General features: G+C 69.1%; 12 protein-coding genes. 8 read left to right on the top strand and 4 right to left on the bottom strand.

Translation table 11 applies throughout. The features are described from left to right. Positions 1-86: 86 nt before the first annotated feature. The 7 genes from PCA_RS10215 (at position 87) to PCA_RS10245 (ending at position 6,424) form a co-directional block, all read left to right on the top strand. On the top strand, positions 87-698 hold the full coding sequence (locus PCA_RS10215; RefSeq protein WP_181302507.1) for an outer membrane lipoprotein carrier protein LolA: 612 nt from the start codon (positions 87-89) through the stop codon (positions 696-698). After that, entirely contained in the window at positions 695-3,079 is a 2,385-nt protein-coding gene (locus PCA_RS10220; protein ID WP_181302508.1) for an MMPL family transporter, read from the top strand. Before PCA_RS10215 ends, PCA_RS10220 begins: the two co-directional genes overlap by 4 nt. Before the next feature lie 217 nt (positions 3,080-3,296). Then, the gene (locus tag PCA_RS10225) at positions 3,297-3,839 is read left to right on the top strand and encodes a hypothetical protein (protein ID WP_181302509.1); all 543 of its coding nucleotides are present in this window, start codon (positions 3,297-3,299) and stop codon (positions 3,837-3,839) included. Continuing rightward, positions 3,836-4,195: an acyl-CoA synthetase gene (locus tag PCA_RS10230; RefSeq protein WP_181302510.1), complete on the top strand. Its 360-nt coding sequence runs from the start codon at positions 3,836-3,838 to the stop codon at positions 4,193-4,195. The genes PCA_RS10225 and PCA_RS10230 overlap by 4 nt, the downstream gene beginning before the upstream one ends. Continuing rightward, on the top strand, positions 4,192-4,659 hold the full coding sequence (locus tag PCA_RS10235) for a hotdog family protein (RefSeq protein ID WP_181302511.1): 468 nt from the start codon (positions 4,192-4,194) through the stop codon (positions 4,657-4,659). The genes PCA_RS10230 and PCA_RS10235 overlap by 4 nt, the downstream gene beginning before the upstream one ends. Positions 4,660-4,918: 259 nt before the next feature. After that, positions 4,919-6,076 carry an isovaleryl-CoA dehydrogenase gene (locus PCA_RS10240; protein WP_181302512.1) on the top strand — a complete coding sequence of 386 codons (1,158 nt, stop codon included), beginning with the start codon at positions 4,919-4,921 and terminating at the stop codon, positions 6,074-6,076. Positions 6,077-6,154: 78 nt separating this feature from the next. Then, positions 6,155-6,424 carry a hypothetical protein gene (locus PCA_RS10245; protein WP_181302513.1) on the top strand — a complete coding sequence of 90 codons (270 nt, stop codon included), beginning with the start codon at positions 6,155-6,157 and terminating at the stop codon, positions 6,422-6,424. Between the two features lie 58 nt (positions 6,425-6,482). On the opposite strand, the gene PCA_RS10250 is transcribed toward PCA_RS10245, so the two are convergent. Together PCA_RS10250 and PCA_RS10255 are read right to left on the bottom strand one after the other, a co-directional pair. After that, on the bottom strand, positions 6,483-8,345 hold the full coding sequence (locus PCA_RS10250) for a beta-galactosidase (protein WP_181302514.1): 1,863 nt from the start codon (positions 8,343-8,345) through the stop codon (positions 6,483-6,485). Between the two features lie 22 nt (positions 8,346-8,367). Beyond that, entirely contained in the window at positions 8,368-9,582 is a 1,215-nt protein-coding gene (locus PCA_RS10255; protein ID WP_181302515.1) for a DUF4861 family protein, read from the bottom strand. A gap of 115 nt (positions 9,583-9,697) precedes the next feature. Here PCA_RS10255 and PCA_RS10260 point away from each other — a divergent pair, with 115 nt between their 5' ends. After that, positions 9,698-10,876, top strand: coding sequence for a glycoside hydrolase family 88 protein (locus tag PCA_RS10260; RefSeq protein ID WP_181302516.1), 1,179 nt, complete (start codon positions 9,698-9,700; stop codon positions 10,874-10,876). An 84-nt stretch (positions 10,877-10,960) separates the two neighbouring features. Here the strand turns inward: PCA_RS10260 and PCA_RS10265 are convergent, their stop codons facing one another. Both PCA_RS10265 and PCA_RS10270 read right to left on the bottom strand, forming a co-directional pair. After that, the gene (locus tag PCA_RS10265; RefSeq protein WP_181302517.1) at positions 10,961-12,823 is read right to left on the bottom strand and encodes a hypothetical protein; all 1,863 of its coding nucleotides are present in this window, start codon (positions 12,821-12,823) and stop codon (positions 10,961-10,963) included. Between the two features lie 241 nt (positions 12,824-13,064). Next, positions 13,065-14,807 carry an alpha-L-fucosidase gene (locus tag PCA_RS10270; RefSeq protein ID WP_181302518.1) on the bottom strand — a complete coding sequence of 581 codons (1,743 nt, stop codon included), beginning with the start codon at positions 14,805-14,807 and terminating at the stop codon, positions 13,065-13,067. Between the last annotated feature and the right edge of the window lie 54 nt (positions 14,808-14,861).

The following is a 14,861-nucleotide window of genomic DNA, read 5'->3' on the forward strand; positions in this document are numbered from 1 at the left end:
CCGCAAGGCGGTCTCTTCATTTGGACGACATTGTTCAAAATATCGTCCGCTTGCCCGACACTGCCGGGACGCCACGGAGAAAATGCATGCGTCGCCTGATGCTCCTGCTGTTGCTGTGCTGCCTCGCGCCCCTCGCCCGTGCGCAGGCGGACCAGCCGCTGCTGCAGAACGTGCTGGCCGAACTGGGCCGGCACGCGGCCGTGCGCGCCGACTTCACCCAGACCCGCAGCAACCCCGCGCTGGACAAGCCGCAGGTCAGCGAAGGCCGGCTGTTGTTCGTGCTGGGCCACGGCATGCTGTGGCAGACCGGCTCGCACTACCAGGAAACCCTCGCCCTCACCCGCAGCCGCACCGCACGCATCGACACGGACGGCGCTGCCCGTCCCGTGCGCAGCGAGCGCGGCGTCAGCCAGGTCTCGCAGATGTTGCAAGGCATGCTGGGCGGCAAGGTGGACGAGGCGCTGCGCCAGTTCGACGTCCAGGCCAGCGGCACGCCCGCGGACTGGACGCTGCACTTCGTGCCCAGGCAGGAACGCGTGGCACGCGTGCTGGGAAGCATCAGCCTGGAGGGCAACGACTACCTGCAAGGCATCACCATCGCGATGCAGGACGGCGCTCGCACCGAGATCCGCTTCGCCCACACCCGCGACGCCGGCGCATTGACCGCGCTGGAAAAGCGCGCGCTGGGCCAGCCATGACGCCACGCACGCTGAAGCTGCGCGCCGGGCTGTTCGCCGTTGCCGCCGTGCTGGTGGCGGCGCTGGCGGCCTACCTGCTGTTCGGCCGCGGCCCGCTTCCGATCCAGACCGACCTGCTGGCCATGCTGCCGGCCACCGAACAGAACCCGCTGGCCGAGGCGGCGGTGGAGCGGCTGGCCCACGCCAACGGCGACCGCATGGTGCTGCTGGTGGCGAACGACGACGACGCGCGCGCCAAGGACGCCGCCCGCGCGCTGGGCAAGGCGCTGGCCGCGCACAAGGTGTTCGCTTCGGTGACCGCCGAACTGCCGCCGTTCGACCTGCAGCAATTGCTGGCCCCCTATCTCGCGCACCGCAACTGGCTGCTCGCCGACGCCGACCGCGATGCCCTGGCGCAGCCGGGCTACGCCGCCGCCGGGGCACTGGCGCAACGGCTCAACGAACCCTTCATCACCGGCGTGGGCGTGCCGCTGGCCGACGATCCCTTCGGCTGGCTGCAGCACTGGCTGGCGCAGCAGCCGTGGAGCCGCTCGCCCCTGCTGCCGGAAGACGACCTGCTGGTCGCCCATCGCGACGACACCACCTGGGTGCTGGTCACCGCCGCGCTGGACGGCTCCTCCTACGACGACGACGTGCAGCGCCGTGCGCTGGGCGCGCTGCACGTGGGCGAAGCGCAGATCGCACGCGACTACCCCGGCACCCGGGTGCTGCACACCGGCGCGGTGTTCTACGCCGCCGCCGCGCGCGCCGGCGCGGAGCGCGACGTGCACATGGTGGGCTGGATCTCCTCGATCGGCATCGCCCTGCTGCTGCTCGGCGTGTTCCGCTCGCCCGGGCCGCTGCTGCTGGCCTTCCTCTCCACCGCGCTGGGCGTGCTTGCGGCCACCACGCTCACGCTGCTGGTGTTCGGCAAGATCTACCTGCTCACCCTGGTGTTCGGCGCCGCGCTGCTGGGCGAGGCGGTGGACTATTCGATCCAGTACCTGAGCGCGCGCGCGAACGCCGGCGCGCACTGGCAGGCCGGTGCCGGCTTGCGCCAGGTGCGCCCCGCCCTGCTGCTGGCGCTCGCCACCTCGCTGCTGGGCTATGCGCTGCTGGGGCTGGTGCCCTTTCCCGCGCTGCGCCAGATGGCGGTGTTCGCCATCGGCGGCATGAGCGCCGCCTGCCTCAGCGTGTTCTGGCTGCTGCCCGCCCTGCTGCAGCGTCCGTCAAAACCGATGACGCTTGCACTGGTGCGCGGCGCACGTGCCTTGCAGCACATGCTGGCCAAACCGGCGCACGGCTGGCGCGGCACTCTGGCGGCACTGCTGTTGCTGCTGGTCGCGCTGCCCGGCTGGCTGCATTTGCGCCACGACGACGACGTGCATCGCCTGATCGCCCAGCCTGCCACGCTCACCACGCAGGAAGCGCAGATCCGCGAGATCACCGGTCTCGGCAACAACAGCCAGTTCTACCTGGTGCAAGGCAAGGACGGCGAACAGACCCTGCAGCGCGAAGAAGCACTGGAAACGCGCCTGCAGGCACTGGTCGACGACGGCAAGCTGGAAGGCTGGCTGGGCCTGGCCGGCATGGTGCCTTCGCCGGCGCGCCAGGCGCACGACCACGCCCTGCTCGCACGCCTGTTCGACGATCCGGCACGCCTGCGCCAGACGCTGGTCGATGCAGGGTTCCGCGCCACGGCCATCGACGCCTGGCTCGCCGCGTGGCCCGGCACGCCGCTGCAACTGGACGCCTGGCTGAAGACGCCGCTGTCCACGCCGTTCCGCCAGTTGTGGATGGGCTGCGATGCGCAAGGCTGCGCCTCGCTGGTGCTGCCGCAAGGCGACGGAAGCGATGCGCTGCTCGCACACGCCGCCGACGGCCTGCCCGGCGTGCAACTGGTGGACAAGCCGGCCAGCGTGTCCAGCCTGTTCGGCCGCTACCGCAACTACGCCAGCGTGTGGCTGCTCGCCGCGGTGCTCTTGATCGTGCCGGTGTTCGGCTGGCGCTACGGCTGGCGTCGCGCACCGCGCGTGCTGGCGCCGCCGGTGCTGGGCATCGCGCTCACCCTCGCCGCGCTCGGCTACCTCGGCCAACCGCTCACCCTGTTCCACTGGATGGCGCTGATGCTGGTGCTGGGCGTGGGCGCGAACTACGCGGTGTTCCTGCACGAAGGCGAACCGCACACCGCCGACCGCCCCGGCGCGATGTATGCCAGCGTGCTGCTCTCCGCCCTCACCGCCCTGCTTTCCTTCGGCCTGCTGTCGCTGAGTTCGCTGCCCGCGCTGCGCGACTTCGGCCTCACCCTGCTGCTGGGCATAGGCTTCACCGCGCTGCTGGTGCCGGCGAGCCGGCCGGATTCAGAAGCGGCTCTTGCCGACGCCGACGGCACTGCCGGCTGAGCGGATGCCAGCTCGCAGGATCGGGAAAGCGATCGGCCCGCGCGCCGTTCGCGCATGTCCTGCCAGCTAGAGGTTCAACCCGGGCGGGATCCCGAGCCCGCGACGCGTGCCCGAAACTCCCGGGCTCGCGCTTTTTGCAGCCGACAATGGCATCCTCTCGCCTGCTGACCCACGGGCGACACGGCCCCACGCGATCGATGCTCCCAGCGGCGACACCATGAAACCCGGCTCCATCCTGTTGCCGTTGATCGGCGCGCTGTATCCGTTCCTGGTCTACTTCGGCATGACGGCCATCCCGCCATGGCTGTTCGCGCTGCTGCTCGCGGCGGCGTGGCTGCTGCGGGCGCCGTTCCTGTGGCGGGAAACCAGCGGCCGCTGGATGCTGGGCGCGGCGCTGGCCTATTGCGCGCTGCTCGCGATGAGCGGCGAATCCGCCCTGCTGCGCTGGTATCCGACCCTCATCAGCCTGCTGCTGCTGCTCGCCTTCGGCCTCAGCCTCGTCGCCGGTCCGCCCATGGTGGAACGCATCGCCCGCGCGACCGAGCCCGACCTGCCCGCCGCCGCGATCCCGTATACGCGCAAGGTCACCTGGGTCTGGGTGGGTTTCTTCGTGTTCAACGCCGCGCTGTCGGCCGCGCTGACGCTGTGGGGACCGCTGTCCTGGTGGACGCTGTACAACGGCCTCATCGTCTACTTCATCATGGCCGTGCTGTTCGGCGGCGAATGGCTGCTGCGTCGTCGGCTGCGGGGAAACGCATGAACACACGGCACGCCGATCCGCTGATCCTGCACGGACAGCGCGACGACGACGGCTGCACGCTGCAGCTGCAGGTACCCGTGGACCTCGCATGTTTCGCCGGGCATTTCCCGCAGGCACCGGTGCTGCCCGGCGTGGCGCAGGTGGCCTGGGCACTGCGGCTGGCTGCGTCGCGGCTGGGCACCTCGCCATACTGTCGCGAGATGGAGACGCTGAAGTTCCAGCACCTGCTGCGGCCCGGCGACCGGGTGACGCTCACGCTTCGCCACGATCACACGAACGGCAAACTGCATTTCGCCTACCGCGAGGGCGGGACGACGTACTCCTCCGGCCGCCTCGTGCTGGAGCCACACGCATGACGACGTGGCCGATCGCGGAACTGCTGCCGCACGCTGGCGAGATGATCCTGCTCGACGCGGTGCTGGAACACGGCCCGGACCATGCGCTGTGCAGCCGGCGCATCCCTGCCGACGGCCTGTTCCACGACGCCGGCGGCCGGCTGCCTGCATGGATGGGCGTGGAACTGATGGCGCAGGCCATCGCCGCCTGGGCCGGCTGTCGGGCGAAGATCGAGGGCGAGCCGGTACGGCTAGGCTTCCTGCTCGGCACCCGCCACTACACGTGCAACGTGGCCGCGTTCGCGCCGGGCAGCGAGCTGCGCATCGAGGCGCACCGCGACTTCCACGACGACGGCGGCATGGGCGTGTTCGCCTGCCGCATCGAGGCGCCCGGCGTGCTGGCGGAGGCGCGGCTCACCGTGTTCAGCCCGCCCGATGCTGGGGCCCTGCTCTCATCGCCTTCAGCGAACCCCTCGCCCGACTGACGCCGTCCTGATCGCCCGCTCCAGCCGTGGCGTCGGCCGTGCGATTGCGCTTCCCGCACAACCCGCCGGCACACCGCAGGAAGTTGCCGCGGCCGAGGCTTCCTGATGAGACCGGAGGCTGGCTGCATCGCCTGCCAAGTGTCGGCCGTCAACGGCGGCCTGCGCCGACCCGTGGCTGCTGCGGCGCGTCAGACCCGCCCCGTTCCGCTGCGCTACCATTCGCCGGCTAAGCCCCTACCCCATCGACCAGGAGTCCGTGATGCGTCCGTTCCCCCTCGGCGAAGAAATCGACCTGCTGCGCGACACCGTGCACGCCTTCGCGGAGAAGGAGATCGCGCCGCGCTCCACCCAGATCGACCACGACAACCTGTTCCCCGCTGACCTGTGGCGCAAGTTCGGCGAGCTGGGCCTGCTCGGCATGACCGTCCCGACCGAGTACGGCGGCACCGGCATGGGCTACCTCGCGCACATGGTGGCGATGGAGGAGATCTCGCGCGCGTCGGGTTCGGTGGGTCTGTCCTACGGCGCGCACTCCAACCTGTGCGTCAACAACATCTTCCACAACGGCAACGAGGCGCAGCGGCAGAAGTACGTTCCCAAGCTGTGCTCCGGCGAATACGTGGGTGCGCTGGCGATGAGCGAGCCGGGCGCCGGCTCCGACGTGGTCGGCTCCATGAGCTGCAAGGCCGAGCTCAAGGGCGACGTGTGGGTCGCGAACGGCTCGAAGATGTGGATCACCAACGGCCCCGACGCCGACGTGCTGCTGGTCTACATGCGCACCGCGCCGCGCGCCGCCGGCAGCCGCTGCATGACCGCCTTCATCGTCGAGAAGGGCATGAAGGGTTTCACCACCGCGCAGAAGCTGGACAAGCTCGGCATGCGCGGCTCCAACACCTGCGAGCTGGTGTTCGAGGACTGCGAGATCCCCGCCGAGAACATCGTGGGCGAGGTGAACGAGGGCGTGCGCGTGCTGATGAGCGGCCTGGACACCGAGCGCCTGGTGCTCTCCGGCGGCCCGATCGGCCTGATGCAGGCGGCGATGGACCTCACCCTGCCCTACGTGCGCGAGCGCAAGCAGTTCAACGCGCCCATCGGCACCTTCGAGATCATGCAGGCCAAGGTCGCCGACATGTACACCGCGCTGCAGTCCTCGCGCGGCTTCGCCTACATGGTGGCGCAGCAGTTCGACGGCGGAGTGAAGTCGCGCATCGACCCCGCCGCCTGCCTGCTCAACGCCTCCACCAATGCGGTGAAGGTGGCGCTGGAGGCGATCCAGTCGCTGGGCGGCAACGGCTACATCAACGAATTCCCCGCCGGCCGCCTGCTGCGCGACGCCAAGCTGTACGAGATCGGCGCCGGCACCAACGAGATCCGCCGCATGCTGATCGGTCGCGAGCTGTTTCACGGCAAGGCGTAGCAGGGCACAGCCAACGTCGCCCATGGTGAACAGCCTCAACGCTTCCTTACTCTGACGATAAGTGCCACGACATCAGCAATGGCCAAATTCGATGCCTCCCATGTATTTCTAAGCGCCTGGCAACGAGTTCTTTGTGCCATCACCGCCATTCTCATGTTCTACAACTATCTGATCCCTTGGCCCCCAGTCAGCAAGAATCAATATGCGATGGGTTTCTTTGGTGTCTTGGCCTCGTCCTTGATGGCTGCCTTTGGCAACAAAGTGCGCGGAGTTCGACTGCTTACCCTTGTGGCAATTTTGATATTTCTAGCAGCCTTCATCAGCAAGCTACGTGGCCATGTGGCCTGACAGCTACCTCAAGGGGTGGCCACGTAGCCGTTCAACTCAAGCGGCCAACCAATCTTCGTCAGCCACTCAGCGCTCCGGCACTGCGGATTAATGCCGCTTCGGTGCGGTGAAGGTCGAACACCAGCACTTCGTTGTCGCCCACGCGCAACCATGAGGCTGGGCAATACAGGCGTTGCTGCGGGCCGAGGTTCCAGTAGCGGCCCAGCAGGTGGCCGTTGACCCACAGGTAGCCCTTGGCCCAGTCCGCCATGTCGAGGTAGCAGTCGCCGGACTGCGTCAGGTGCAGCACGCCCTTGAAGAACACGCCGGGCCGCGAGGGCTTGCCGCGCAGCGGCCGCAGCGATGCCAGCCACTTGCCGTCCAGCGGCAGGCTCACAGCCTCCCAGTCTTCTAGCGGCTTGCCGTCCAGTTGCACTTCGCCGAGCAGGCCCTTGCGATCCGCCATGGCATGACCGAAACCCACATGGCCGAAACTGTCGACGAGGATTTCCAGCAGTTCATCGCCATGGCTTGCAGGCAACCGCAGCTTGTTGCCCGTGCGCAGTTTCGGATGCTCGACGCGCGAGAGGTAGTCGACGTAGCGCCCGCCGTGGAACACCGTGGCGTAGTCGCGCACGCCATCGACGGCCAGCTCGCCGCCGGCCTTCAGCGGCCGGCGATACAGCACCATGCCGTGGTCCTGGCCGAACAGCAGTTCGTTGGGCTGCGGGTGCTGCACTTTCTTCGCGGCGGGCAAGTTGTCCCACAGCACTGCGTGCGGCTGCGGCGTGAACGGCGCGAAGCTCGCCATCGGCGGCGTGGCCGGTACCTCCGGCAGCGGTTGCGCCGCATGGGCAGCAAGCATCTTGCGGAACGTGTGGTAGTCCGCCGTGGGTGCGCCCTGCTCGGTTATCGGCGCGCCGTAGTCGTAGCTGGTGATCACCGGCTCGAAGTGCGAGTAGTCGCCCTTCGCGTTCGCCCCGGCGCCGGAGCCGAAGTTCGTGCCGCCGTGCACCACGTACAGGTTGAACGAGCGGCCTTCCGCCAGCAGTTTCTCCAGCGTGCCGGCGAAGTCGCCGCGCGCGAAATCCTTGTCGCCCCAATGGGTGATCCAGCCGGGATAGCCTTCGCCCATCCACACCGGCATCTCGCCCGCGATGGCCTGGGCGCCCGTGAAATCGGTGTCGCCGTCCAGGCCCAGTGCGGTGCCGGGCAGATACGTCTTCGCCTCGCGCACCTGGGCCAGCCCGTCGGAGATCGAGAACGGCCCGTGCACGCCGTGGTCCTGCCACAGCGCGTGGATCGCCTGGAGATAGCCGATGTCGCGGCCGAACGAGGCGTACTCGTTCTCCACCTGCACCATCAAAATCGGGCCGCCGTTCGCCGCCAGCAGCGGCTTCACCACCGGCGCGATGGTGGCGATGTAGCGGCGCACCGCGGCCATGTAGTCGGCATCGTCCTTGTCGCGCACGCGCATCTGCGGATGACGCAGCAGGTACGGCGGCAGGCCGCCGAAATCCCACTCGCCGCAGATGTAGGGGCCGGGGCGCAGGTACACCCACATGCCCTCTTCCTGGCACAGGCGGATGAAGCGCGCGAAGTCGCGGTTGCCGCCGGCGAGGTCGAACACGCCGGGCTCGGATTCCAGCGCGTTCCACATCAGGTAGATCGCGATGGTGTTCAGCCCCATCGCCTTCGCCATGCGGATGCGATGACGCCAGTATTCGGCGGGGATGCGGATCGGGTGCATCTCGCCGCTCAGGATGCGGAACGGTTTGTCGTCGAGCAGGAATTGCTGCGCGGACAATTCGAAACGATGCGGCCGGCCATCCGGCTTGATGGGGTTCGCAGCCATGGCGGCACGGACGCTGCCGGGACGCCAGCCTGCCCCCAGGGCCAGCGGGGTGAGCACGCTCAGGCGGAGAAAGGTTCGACGTTGCATGCGGTTTCCTCGGTGGATGGTCTCACTGCGGGAGCGGCGGCCAGCGCACCTGCAGGGGATGGCCCCAGCATGCCGCATAGTCGCGCAGATAACGCTGCCAACTGCTGAAGTACGGCATGCCGCCCTGCGACCATGCGGCGCCGGAGGCAAAGCGGATGCTGTCGCCGTCGGCCACGTCGAACAACGCCCAGGCGGCATCGTGCGTGGCCGCGTAGCGCGCCGTGGCGTCCGGCGCCAGCAGCAGCGCGGTGGCGATCCGTCCAGCACTGGTCTTCTGCGGGGTGTCCCACACCGCGATCTGCATGGCGGCGTCGTGCACGAGCCGGGCATCGGCGTGCACCGCCACACCCGCGGCCACGGTTGTGCGCGGCGCGCCGTCGATGCGGTAGCTCACTACCTGCCGGTTGAGATATGCCCCCGCGTCCAGCGTGACGACCTTGTGCTGGTGCACGGTCGCGGGGCCGACCTGCCATGCCGGGTAGTCCACCTCGAAGCGCAGCCGCACCGGCCCCATCGCGGTGATGCGCACCCGCGACGCGTTGCGCGATGCCACCGGCGCGCCGTCCAGCCAGCCGGCGGTGCCCCCGGCGCCCGGCGTGCGGCCCACCTCGTAGCTGTCCAGGCCGTCGCCGTGGTCGACGTGGTACGACAGCGCGGGATCCTTGCGGCGCAGCCCTTCGGCATCCAGGCGATACCACGCGTCGATCACGTGCCGGGGCGGCCGCTTCGACCACACGTCGATGCCCGGAAACACCTGGCCGGTTTTTTCCAGCGCGGCGCCGTAGATGCGGAAGGCCACCTGCTCGTTTTCCCAGGCGAAATCGTCGTCGCGCTCGGGCACCAGCCGCGCATACAGCGGGTTGGCCCGCACCGGCATGGACGCCGGCGCAGGGAGAATCTCCAGCGGCTCGCTGGTCTTGGGCGCGATATCCAGTTGCACCAGCAACTGGTCCGGCGTCCCGCCGCCGTCGCTGGCATACGCCTGCACCGGCAACCAGCCGGCGCTGCCGGCCAAGCGCGCGACCAGCGTGCGCCCACGCCATTGCGGACGGCGGCGCAGCAGCTCGGCCAACGGCAGCGCCAGCACTTCATCGTGGCGCGCCAGCGCGAGCGGGTTGCTCACCGTCAGCACCAGCGACGCCGGGTCGCGATCCGCCGCGGCCGTGGCCGCCACGGCGCCGCACAGCACCAGCAGCATCGCGATGCAACGCCCTGCCCAGCGCGCGTGTCCGGCCATTCCACCTCCCGTCCAGGGACTTGATTCGAAAATTTTCAAAAACTGTTGAAAGTTTTCGAAACTCTAGCCTAACCTCGGCAACATCCTCAACCTGCCATTCGGCACCAGGACCGCCATGCAGCCAGCCCGCCCCGCACCGTCCCTGCTGTCGTCGCGTCTGGTGGCGGCCATGCTGTTCCTGTTGACCGCCACGCTGCTGACGCTGGCGCCCGGCCTGGCACGGGCGGACGACCCCGCGGCCGGCGATGCGCCGGCCCAGCCGGGCCCGCGCGCCCGGCTTTCGCCCGCGATGCGCCCTGTCGACATCCGCCGTGCGGCCGCCCTGGTCGCCGCCTGGCAATACGGCCGGGTCAAGGACCACGACAGCCTGGACTGGACCTTCGCGCCGCTGTACCTGGGCTTCCTCGACGCCAGCACGCTGTTGCACCAGCCGCGCTATGCGGACTACGTGCGCGGCGTGGGCCGGCACTTCGACTGGGGCCTTGGCCCGCGCCTGCAGCATGCCGACGACCAGGCCGTGGCGCAGGCGTGGCTGGCGCTGCATGCACGCACGCCCGTGCCAGCCATGCTGCAGCCGCTGCGTGAGCGCTACGACCTGCAGATGCGCACGCCCGACGACCCGCAGCGGCCGCTGTGGTGGTGGTGCGACGCGCTGTTCATGGCGCCGCCCGCCTGGGCCGGATTGGCCCAGGCGACGCACGAACGCGCCTACCTGGACTACATGGACCGCCAATGGTGGATCACCAGCGCGCTGCTGTACGACCCAACGGAACACCTGTACAGCCGCGACGCCTCCTACCTGCACCGGCGGGAAGCCAACGGCCGCAAGCTGTTCTGGAGCCGCGGCAACGGCTGGGTGATGGCCGGGCTGGCGCGCGTGCTGACGCTGATGCCGGGCGACTACCCGCAGCGTCCGCGTTATGTGCAGCAGTTCCGCGAGATCGCCGCGCGGCTGGCGCAACTGCAGGGGGCGGACGGGTTGTGGCGCGCGGGCCTGCTCGATGCTGCAGCCTACCCGCGGCCCGAGACCTCCGGCTCCGCCTTCATCGTCTACGCATTGGCCTGGGGCGTGCGCCACCACGTGCTGGAGGCCGCAACCTACCGGCCGGTGATCGCCCGTGGCTGGGGCGGGCTGGTGGGCGAAATCTACGCGGACGGCCGGCTGGGCGACATCCAGCCCATTGGCGCCGCGCCCGGTCACTACCCGCCGGGCGCCAGCTACGTGTACGGCGTGGGCGCATTCCTGCTCGCCGCCGGCGAAGTGGACGCCTTGAGCAGGGAAAAACCCCGATGAACGCACACCGCAGGATCCGGCCACTGGCGTTCGCCCGGCCGACCATCGCCGCTGCCGCTGCCATCACGCACGCCGGCGCCGGCTTCAGCCGGCCGGACACGCCGCGCTGACGCGTATCGGCAACGCCGGGGCCGCCTGCCCTTCGCGCACGCCGGACGCCCGCTGCACGGCCAGCGCCGCGGGCGGCAGGGTCTTCAGGCCGGTGAAGTTGGGCGCCCAGACCTTGGTCGGGCCGGGGTGGTGCGGCTTGCCCGCGGTATCGGTCCAGTTGTCGACGATGCGCAGCTTGCCGCTCCACTTCGCCCACGCGCTCACCCAGGAACCGAGCACCACGTTGCGCTCCACGTCGAAATCGACCGTGCGTTCGTCCAGGTAGATGCCGTTGCCCTCGCGACCGTGGCGCATGTCGATCGCGTTGCGCACCACGCACGAGGTGCCGGGCGTGGACTGGCCCTGGGTGTAGATCGCGCCGCCGTCGGCGAGTTGCTGCATCACCCGCCCGATGCGGTTGGCGACGATGTGGATGGACGACTCCACCGGCGTGTCGCCCTCGTAATTCCAGCCCCAGCCCACCGAGATGCCGCTGTACGGCAGATCGCCGACGGTGTTGTGCGCGATCTCGAGGCCGTTCACGAAGCCGGCCATGATCGCCACGTTGTCGCGGTAGGCCAGCGCCACGTGGTCGATCAGGTTGTCGGCGACGACGATGTCGGCGGTCTTGTCGGCCGCATCGGCGGGATGCGCTTCCGTATCGCCCACGAACACGCCGCCGCCACCGAGGTCGGCAAAGCGCGAGTTCGTCACCGCCGCACCATGCGTGCCGCCTGCCAGCGCGATGCCGCCTGCCGCGAGATGCTCGAAGCGGTCGTGGTCGAACAGGATGTCCCTGCCCGCCTCGACGTCGACCGCGCTGGCGATGCGCGTCATGCCCTCGCCGTTGTCGGGCAGCGCGCTGCGGTTCGCGCCATCGACCAGATAGCCCGCCTGCAGGCTCACGTAGCCGTCGTTGGACATGGGCTTGCGCCAGGCGGTGTACGCGAAGCCGATGCCGTCGAACACGAGATCGTGCACCGGCGCCGCACGCGTGCCCTCCAGTCGCAGCAGCTGTTCGGCCAGCGGAAGCTCCATGGCCGGCACGCCGGCTTTTTCGCCGGGCAACGGGCGATAGCGCAGCACATGGCGTGTCGCATCCACCGTGTAGCTGCCGGGCGCGACGGGATCGCCCGCCAGGTTCTCGAACCAGTCCACGCCGCCGTAGTACTTGCCCACCGGGCTGGCCAGCGCCCAGTCGTTGCGCGAGTCGAGCGTGGCGTTGCGCCAGCAGGGCTGGGCCAGGTCCACGCGGTCCGTTCCGATGGCGATCACCCTGCAGCGGAAATCCCGCCAGCGCGCATGCAGCACCGCCAGCGAGCCGACCTTCAGCTGGCGCAGCATCGTCGGCGGCAGTTTCGCCAGCCCCTTGGCGTCCACCACGCAATGCGGACAGGCAGCGGTGCGCGACGGCCAGCGGCGCCGGCCGTCCATCCAGATGCTGGTCGGTTCGTCGTCGGGCGGCAGCACGAAACTCCACAACGCGCCATCGCGGCGTCCCTGCACGGACTGGCTGCCCGCCAGTACCGGCTGGGCGCCGGGCGCAGCGCGCCAGCGCACGGGATGTCCGGGTGCTCCGCTGTCCGCGGCATCGAAGCGCAATGGCTCGCGCAGTCGGTAGATGCCGTCGCCCAATTGCGCCTCGATATCGTCGCGGCCCTGCCGGCGCAGGGCGCGCACCTTCGCCTGCGCAGCCTGCAGCGAGCAGGGCGCCGTCGCGCTGCAATCCGCCTGATCCGTGCCATCGGAAGCGACATGCAGGGTTTGCGCGCAGAGGGAGGATGCGAGCAGCAGGCCGGCCAGGGCGAGACCGATGCGTGGCAGGCGGGAGGGTTTGGGCAAATGTGCATCAGGCATCGTTCTTCATTCTCCACGCAGCCAAGGATGGTCTGATTTTGCTGGCCATCCCAGCGAAGGCTGGACAAGCGCAAAGCGCGCAGAACGCCCGCAAGGCGGCTCCGAAGGGGCGAGCGCAGCGAGTCATCCAGTGCCTGCAAGCCACGGAACACCAAGGCACTGGATGACCAGCTTCGCTGTTGTGAAGCGCCTCCTGCCTTCGCAGGAATGACGAGCAAGCAGTCGATTGGCCAGACATTCCCTAATGGGCCATGTTCATGAGCGGCACCAGCTCCACCGATTCGACAGTGGCCGGCAGGCGATCGCCCTTGTGGTACGGCGCGACGGGCGTCAGCTCCACCTGCATCGCATACGGGAAAGCGTGCGGGTCGCGGCTCACGCGCAAGTGGGCCGCGCCCGCGCCAGCAGAAAGCGGCAAGGCGCGCGCGTGGCCGTCCACCCGGACATCCAGCTTCGCAGCGGCGGGCGCATCGCGGTAACGGAGGACCAGCATGTAGTCGCCCAAGCCGGCCCGCGCATGCCAGCGCATCTTGTAGACGCTGGGCGCATCCCCGTAGCCGTAACCGTTGTAGTTGAGGAAATGTTCGGCTTGCGCGGCCGCCAGATGCACATGGCCGTTCGCACCCGGCGCCACTGCGTCGGGCCGCACGTGCAGTTCGCCTTCGAACGGGATCGCCACCACCGGCATGTAGCCGGCGCCGGCCAGGTTGTCCACCTTGACCGTGGCGCCCGACACGTCGACCGAAACCGGAGCCACGCCGGCCTGCGCATCGCCCAGCATGTGGCCGCGGCCGAAGCGCGTATCGAGCACGCCGGGCAGATGCAGCACGCCATCCACCGGGGGCTTGGCCACGAACAGGTACAGCGTGTGCGCGCCCAGCGTCGCGTAGCCGAAATCCAGCTTCGCGAACGGCGAGGCCTGCGCGCCGTAGATCGCCTCCCCGCGCGGCTTCAGCCACGCGCCGATGCCGCGCAACACGTCGGCCTCGTAAGGCACCACCGAACCATCGCCTTCCGGACCGATGTTGAGGATGTAATTGCCGCCCGCGCTCACCACGCGCACCAGCCGCTCGATGTTCTCGCGCACCTTGGCCGGGAGGTCCTCGCGTTTCGCCCAGGAGCGATAGCCCCAGGTATCCGGAAACATCGACGCGGGCGACTGCCAGGGCTCTTCCATGCCCTCGTCCGGCTCGCGGTTGTCGCCCATCACGGTGAAGTCGCCCTGGTGGTTCCACACGCGACCGGACACCATGGCCTGCGGCTGCAGCGCGTGCACGGCGCGGGCGAAGCGCGCGCTCTGCTCCGGCGTGGGCTTGCCCATGTCGAACCAGACTTCGCTGATCGGGCCGTAGCGGCTCATCAGCTCGCGGATCTGCGCCACGTTGAAGTCGGCCTGCGCGGGCGTGATCGGATTGTCGTTGTCGGGGCGGTACTGGCCGTGCATCCAGTGCCAGTCGATGGTGGAGTAGTACACGCCGAACGGCATGTGCGCCCGCGCGCATGCGTCCGCCAGTTCCTTCACCACATCGCGCCCGTACGGCGTGGCGTCGACGATGTTGTAGCCGTTCTGCGCCGTGTGGAACATCGCGAAACCGTCGTGATGCTTGGCGGTGAGCACGATGAACTTCATGCCTGCGGCCTTCGCCAGCGCCACGATGGCGTCGGGGTCGAACTTCTCTGGATCGAAACGCTTCGCCAGCGCCTCGTACCGGTCGATGGGCACCGGCGCGAAGGACTGGATCTGCTCGCTGTAGCCCTGCGTGATGCGCTTGCCGTCCCATACGCCGCCGAGCACGGAATACAGGCCGAAGTGGATGAACAGGCCGAACTTGCGCGCCTGCCAGGCCTGCACGGTGGCGGCGTCGGGGCGCGGGCCGCCCTGCGGCTGCGACAAGGGCTGGTCGCTGGCGGCGATGGATGTTGCGGACAGTGCCGCCGGCGACAGCAGCGCCATGGCCAGTACGGCGCGTGCAATGGCGTTCATTCGTTTCCTTCTCCCATGCGGCCCTCTCTGCACGATACGCGGCGTCCGTCGGCC

Origin of the sequence: Rhodanobacter sp. PCA2 (genome assembly GCF_013620825.1) — a bacterium.
In the GTDB taxonomy this organism is placed as follows: Bacteria; Pseudomonadota; Gammaproteobacteria; order Xanthomonadales; family Rhodanobacteraceae; genus Rhodanobacter_A.

Excerpts from the sequence above, each read along its gene's own strand:
- PCA_RS10215 (WP_181302507.1), top strand. The coding sequence starts at position 87 with ATGCGTCGCCTGATGCTCCTGCTGTTGCTGTGCTGCCTCGCGCCCCTC.
- PCA_RS10220 (WP_181302508.1), top strand. The coding sequence starts at position 695 with ATGACGCCACGCACGCTGAAGCTGCGCGCCGGGCTGTTCGCCGTTGCC.
- PCA_RS10225 (WP_181302509.1), top strand. The coding sequence starts at position 3,297 with ATGAAACCCGGCTCCATCCTGTTGCCGTTGATCGGCGCGCTGTATCCG.
- PCA_RS10230 (WP_181302510.1), top strand. The coding sequence starts at position 3,836 with ATGAACACACGGCACGCCGATCCGCTGATCCTGCACGGACAGCGCGAC.
- PCA_RS10235 (WP_181302511.1), top strand. The coding sequence starts at position 4,192 with ATGACGACGTGGCCGATCGCGGAACTGCTGCCGCACGCTGGCGAGATG.
- PCA_RS10240 (WP_181302512.1), top strand. The coding sequence starts at position 4,919 with ATGCGTCCGTTCCCCCTCGGCGAAGAAATCGACCTGCTGCGCGACACC.
- PCA_RS10245 (WP_181302513.1), top strand. The coding sequence starts at position 6,155 with ATGGCCAAATTCGATGCCTCCCATGTATTTCTAAGCGCCTGGCAACGA.
- PCA_RS10250 (WP_181302514.1), bottom strand. The coding sequence starts at position 8,345 with ATGCAACGTCGAACCTTTCTCCGCCTGAGCGTGCTCACCCCGCTGGCC.
- PCA_RS10255 (WP_181302515.1), bottom strand. The coding sequence starts at position 9,582 with ATGGCCGGACACGCGCGCTGGGCAGGGCGTTGCATCGCGATGCTGCTG.
- PCA_RS10260 (WP_181302516.1), top strand. The coding sequence starts at position 9,698 with ATGCAGCCAGCCCGCCCCGCACCGTCCCTGCTGTCGTCGCGTCTGGTG.
- PCA_RS10265 (WP_181302517.1), bottom strand. The coding sequence starts at position 12,823 with ATGCCTGATGCACATTTGCCCAAACCCTCCCGCCTGCCACGCATCGGT.
- PCA_RS10270 (WP_181302518.1), bottom strand. The coding sequence starts at position 14,807 with ATGAACGCCATTGCACGCGCCGTACTGGCCATGGCGCTGCTGTCGCCG.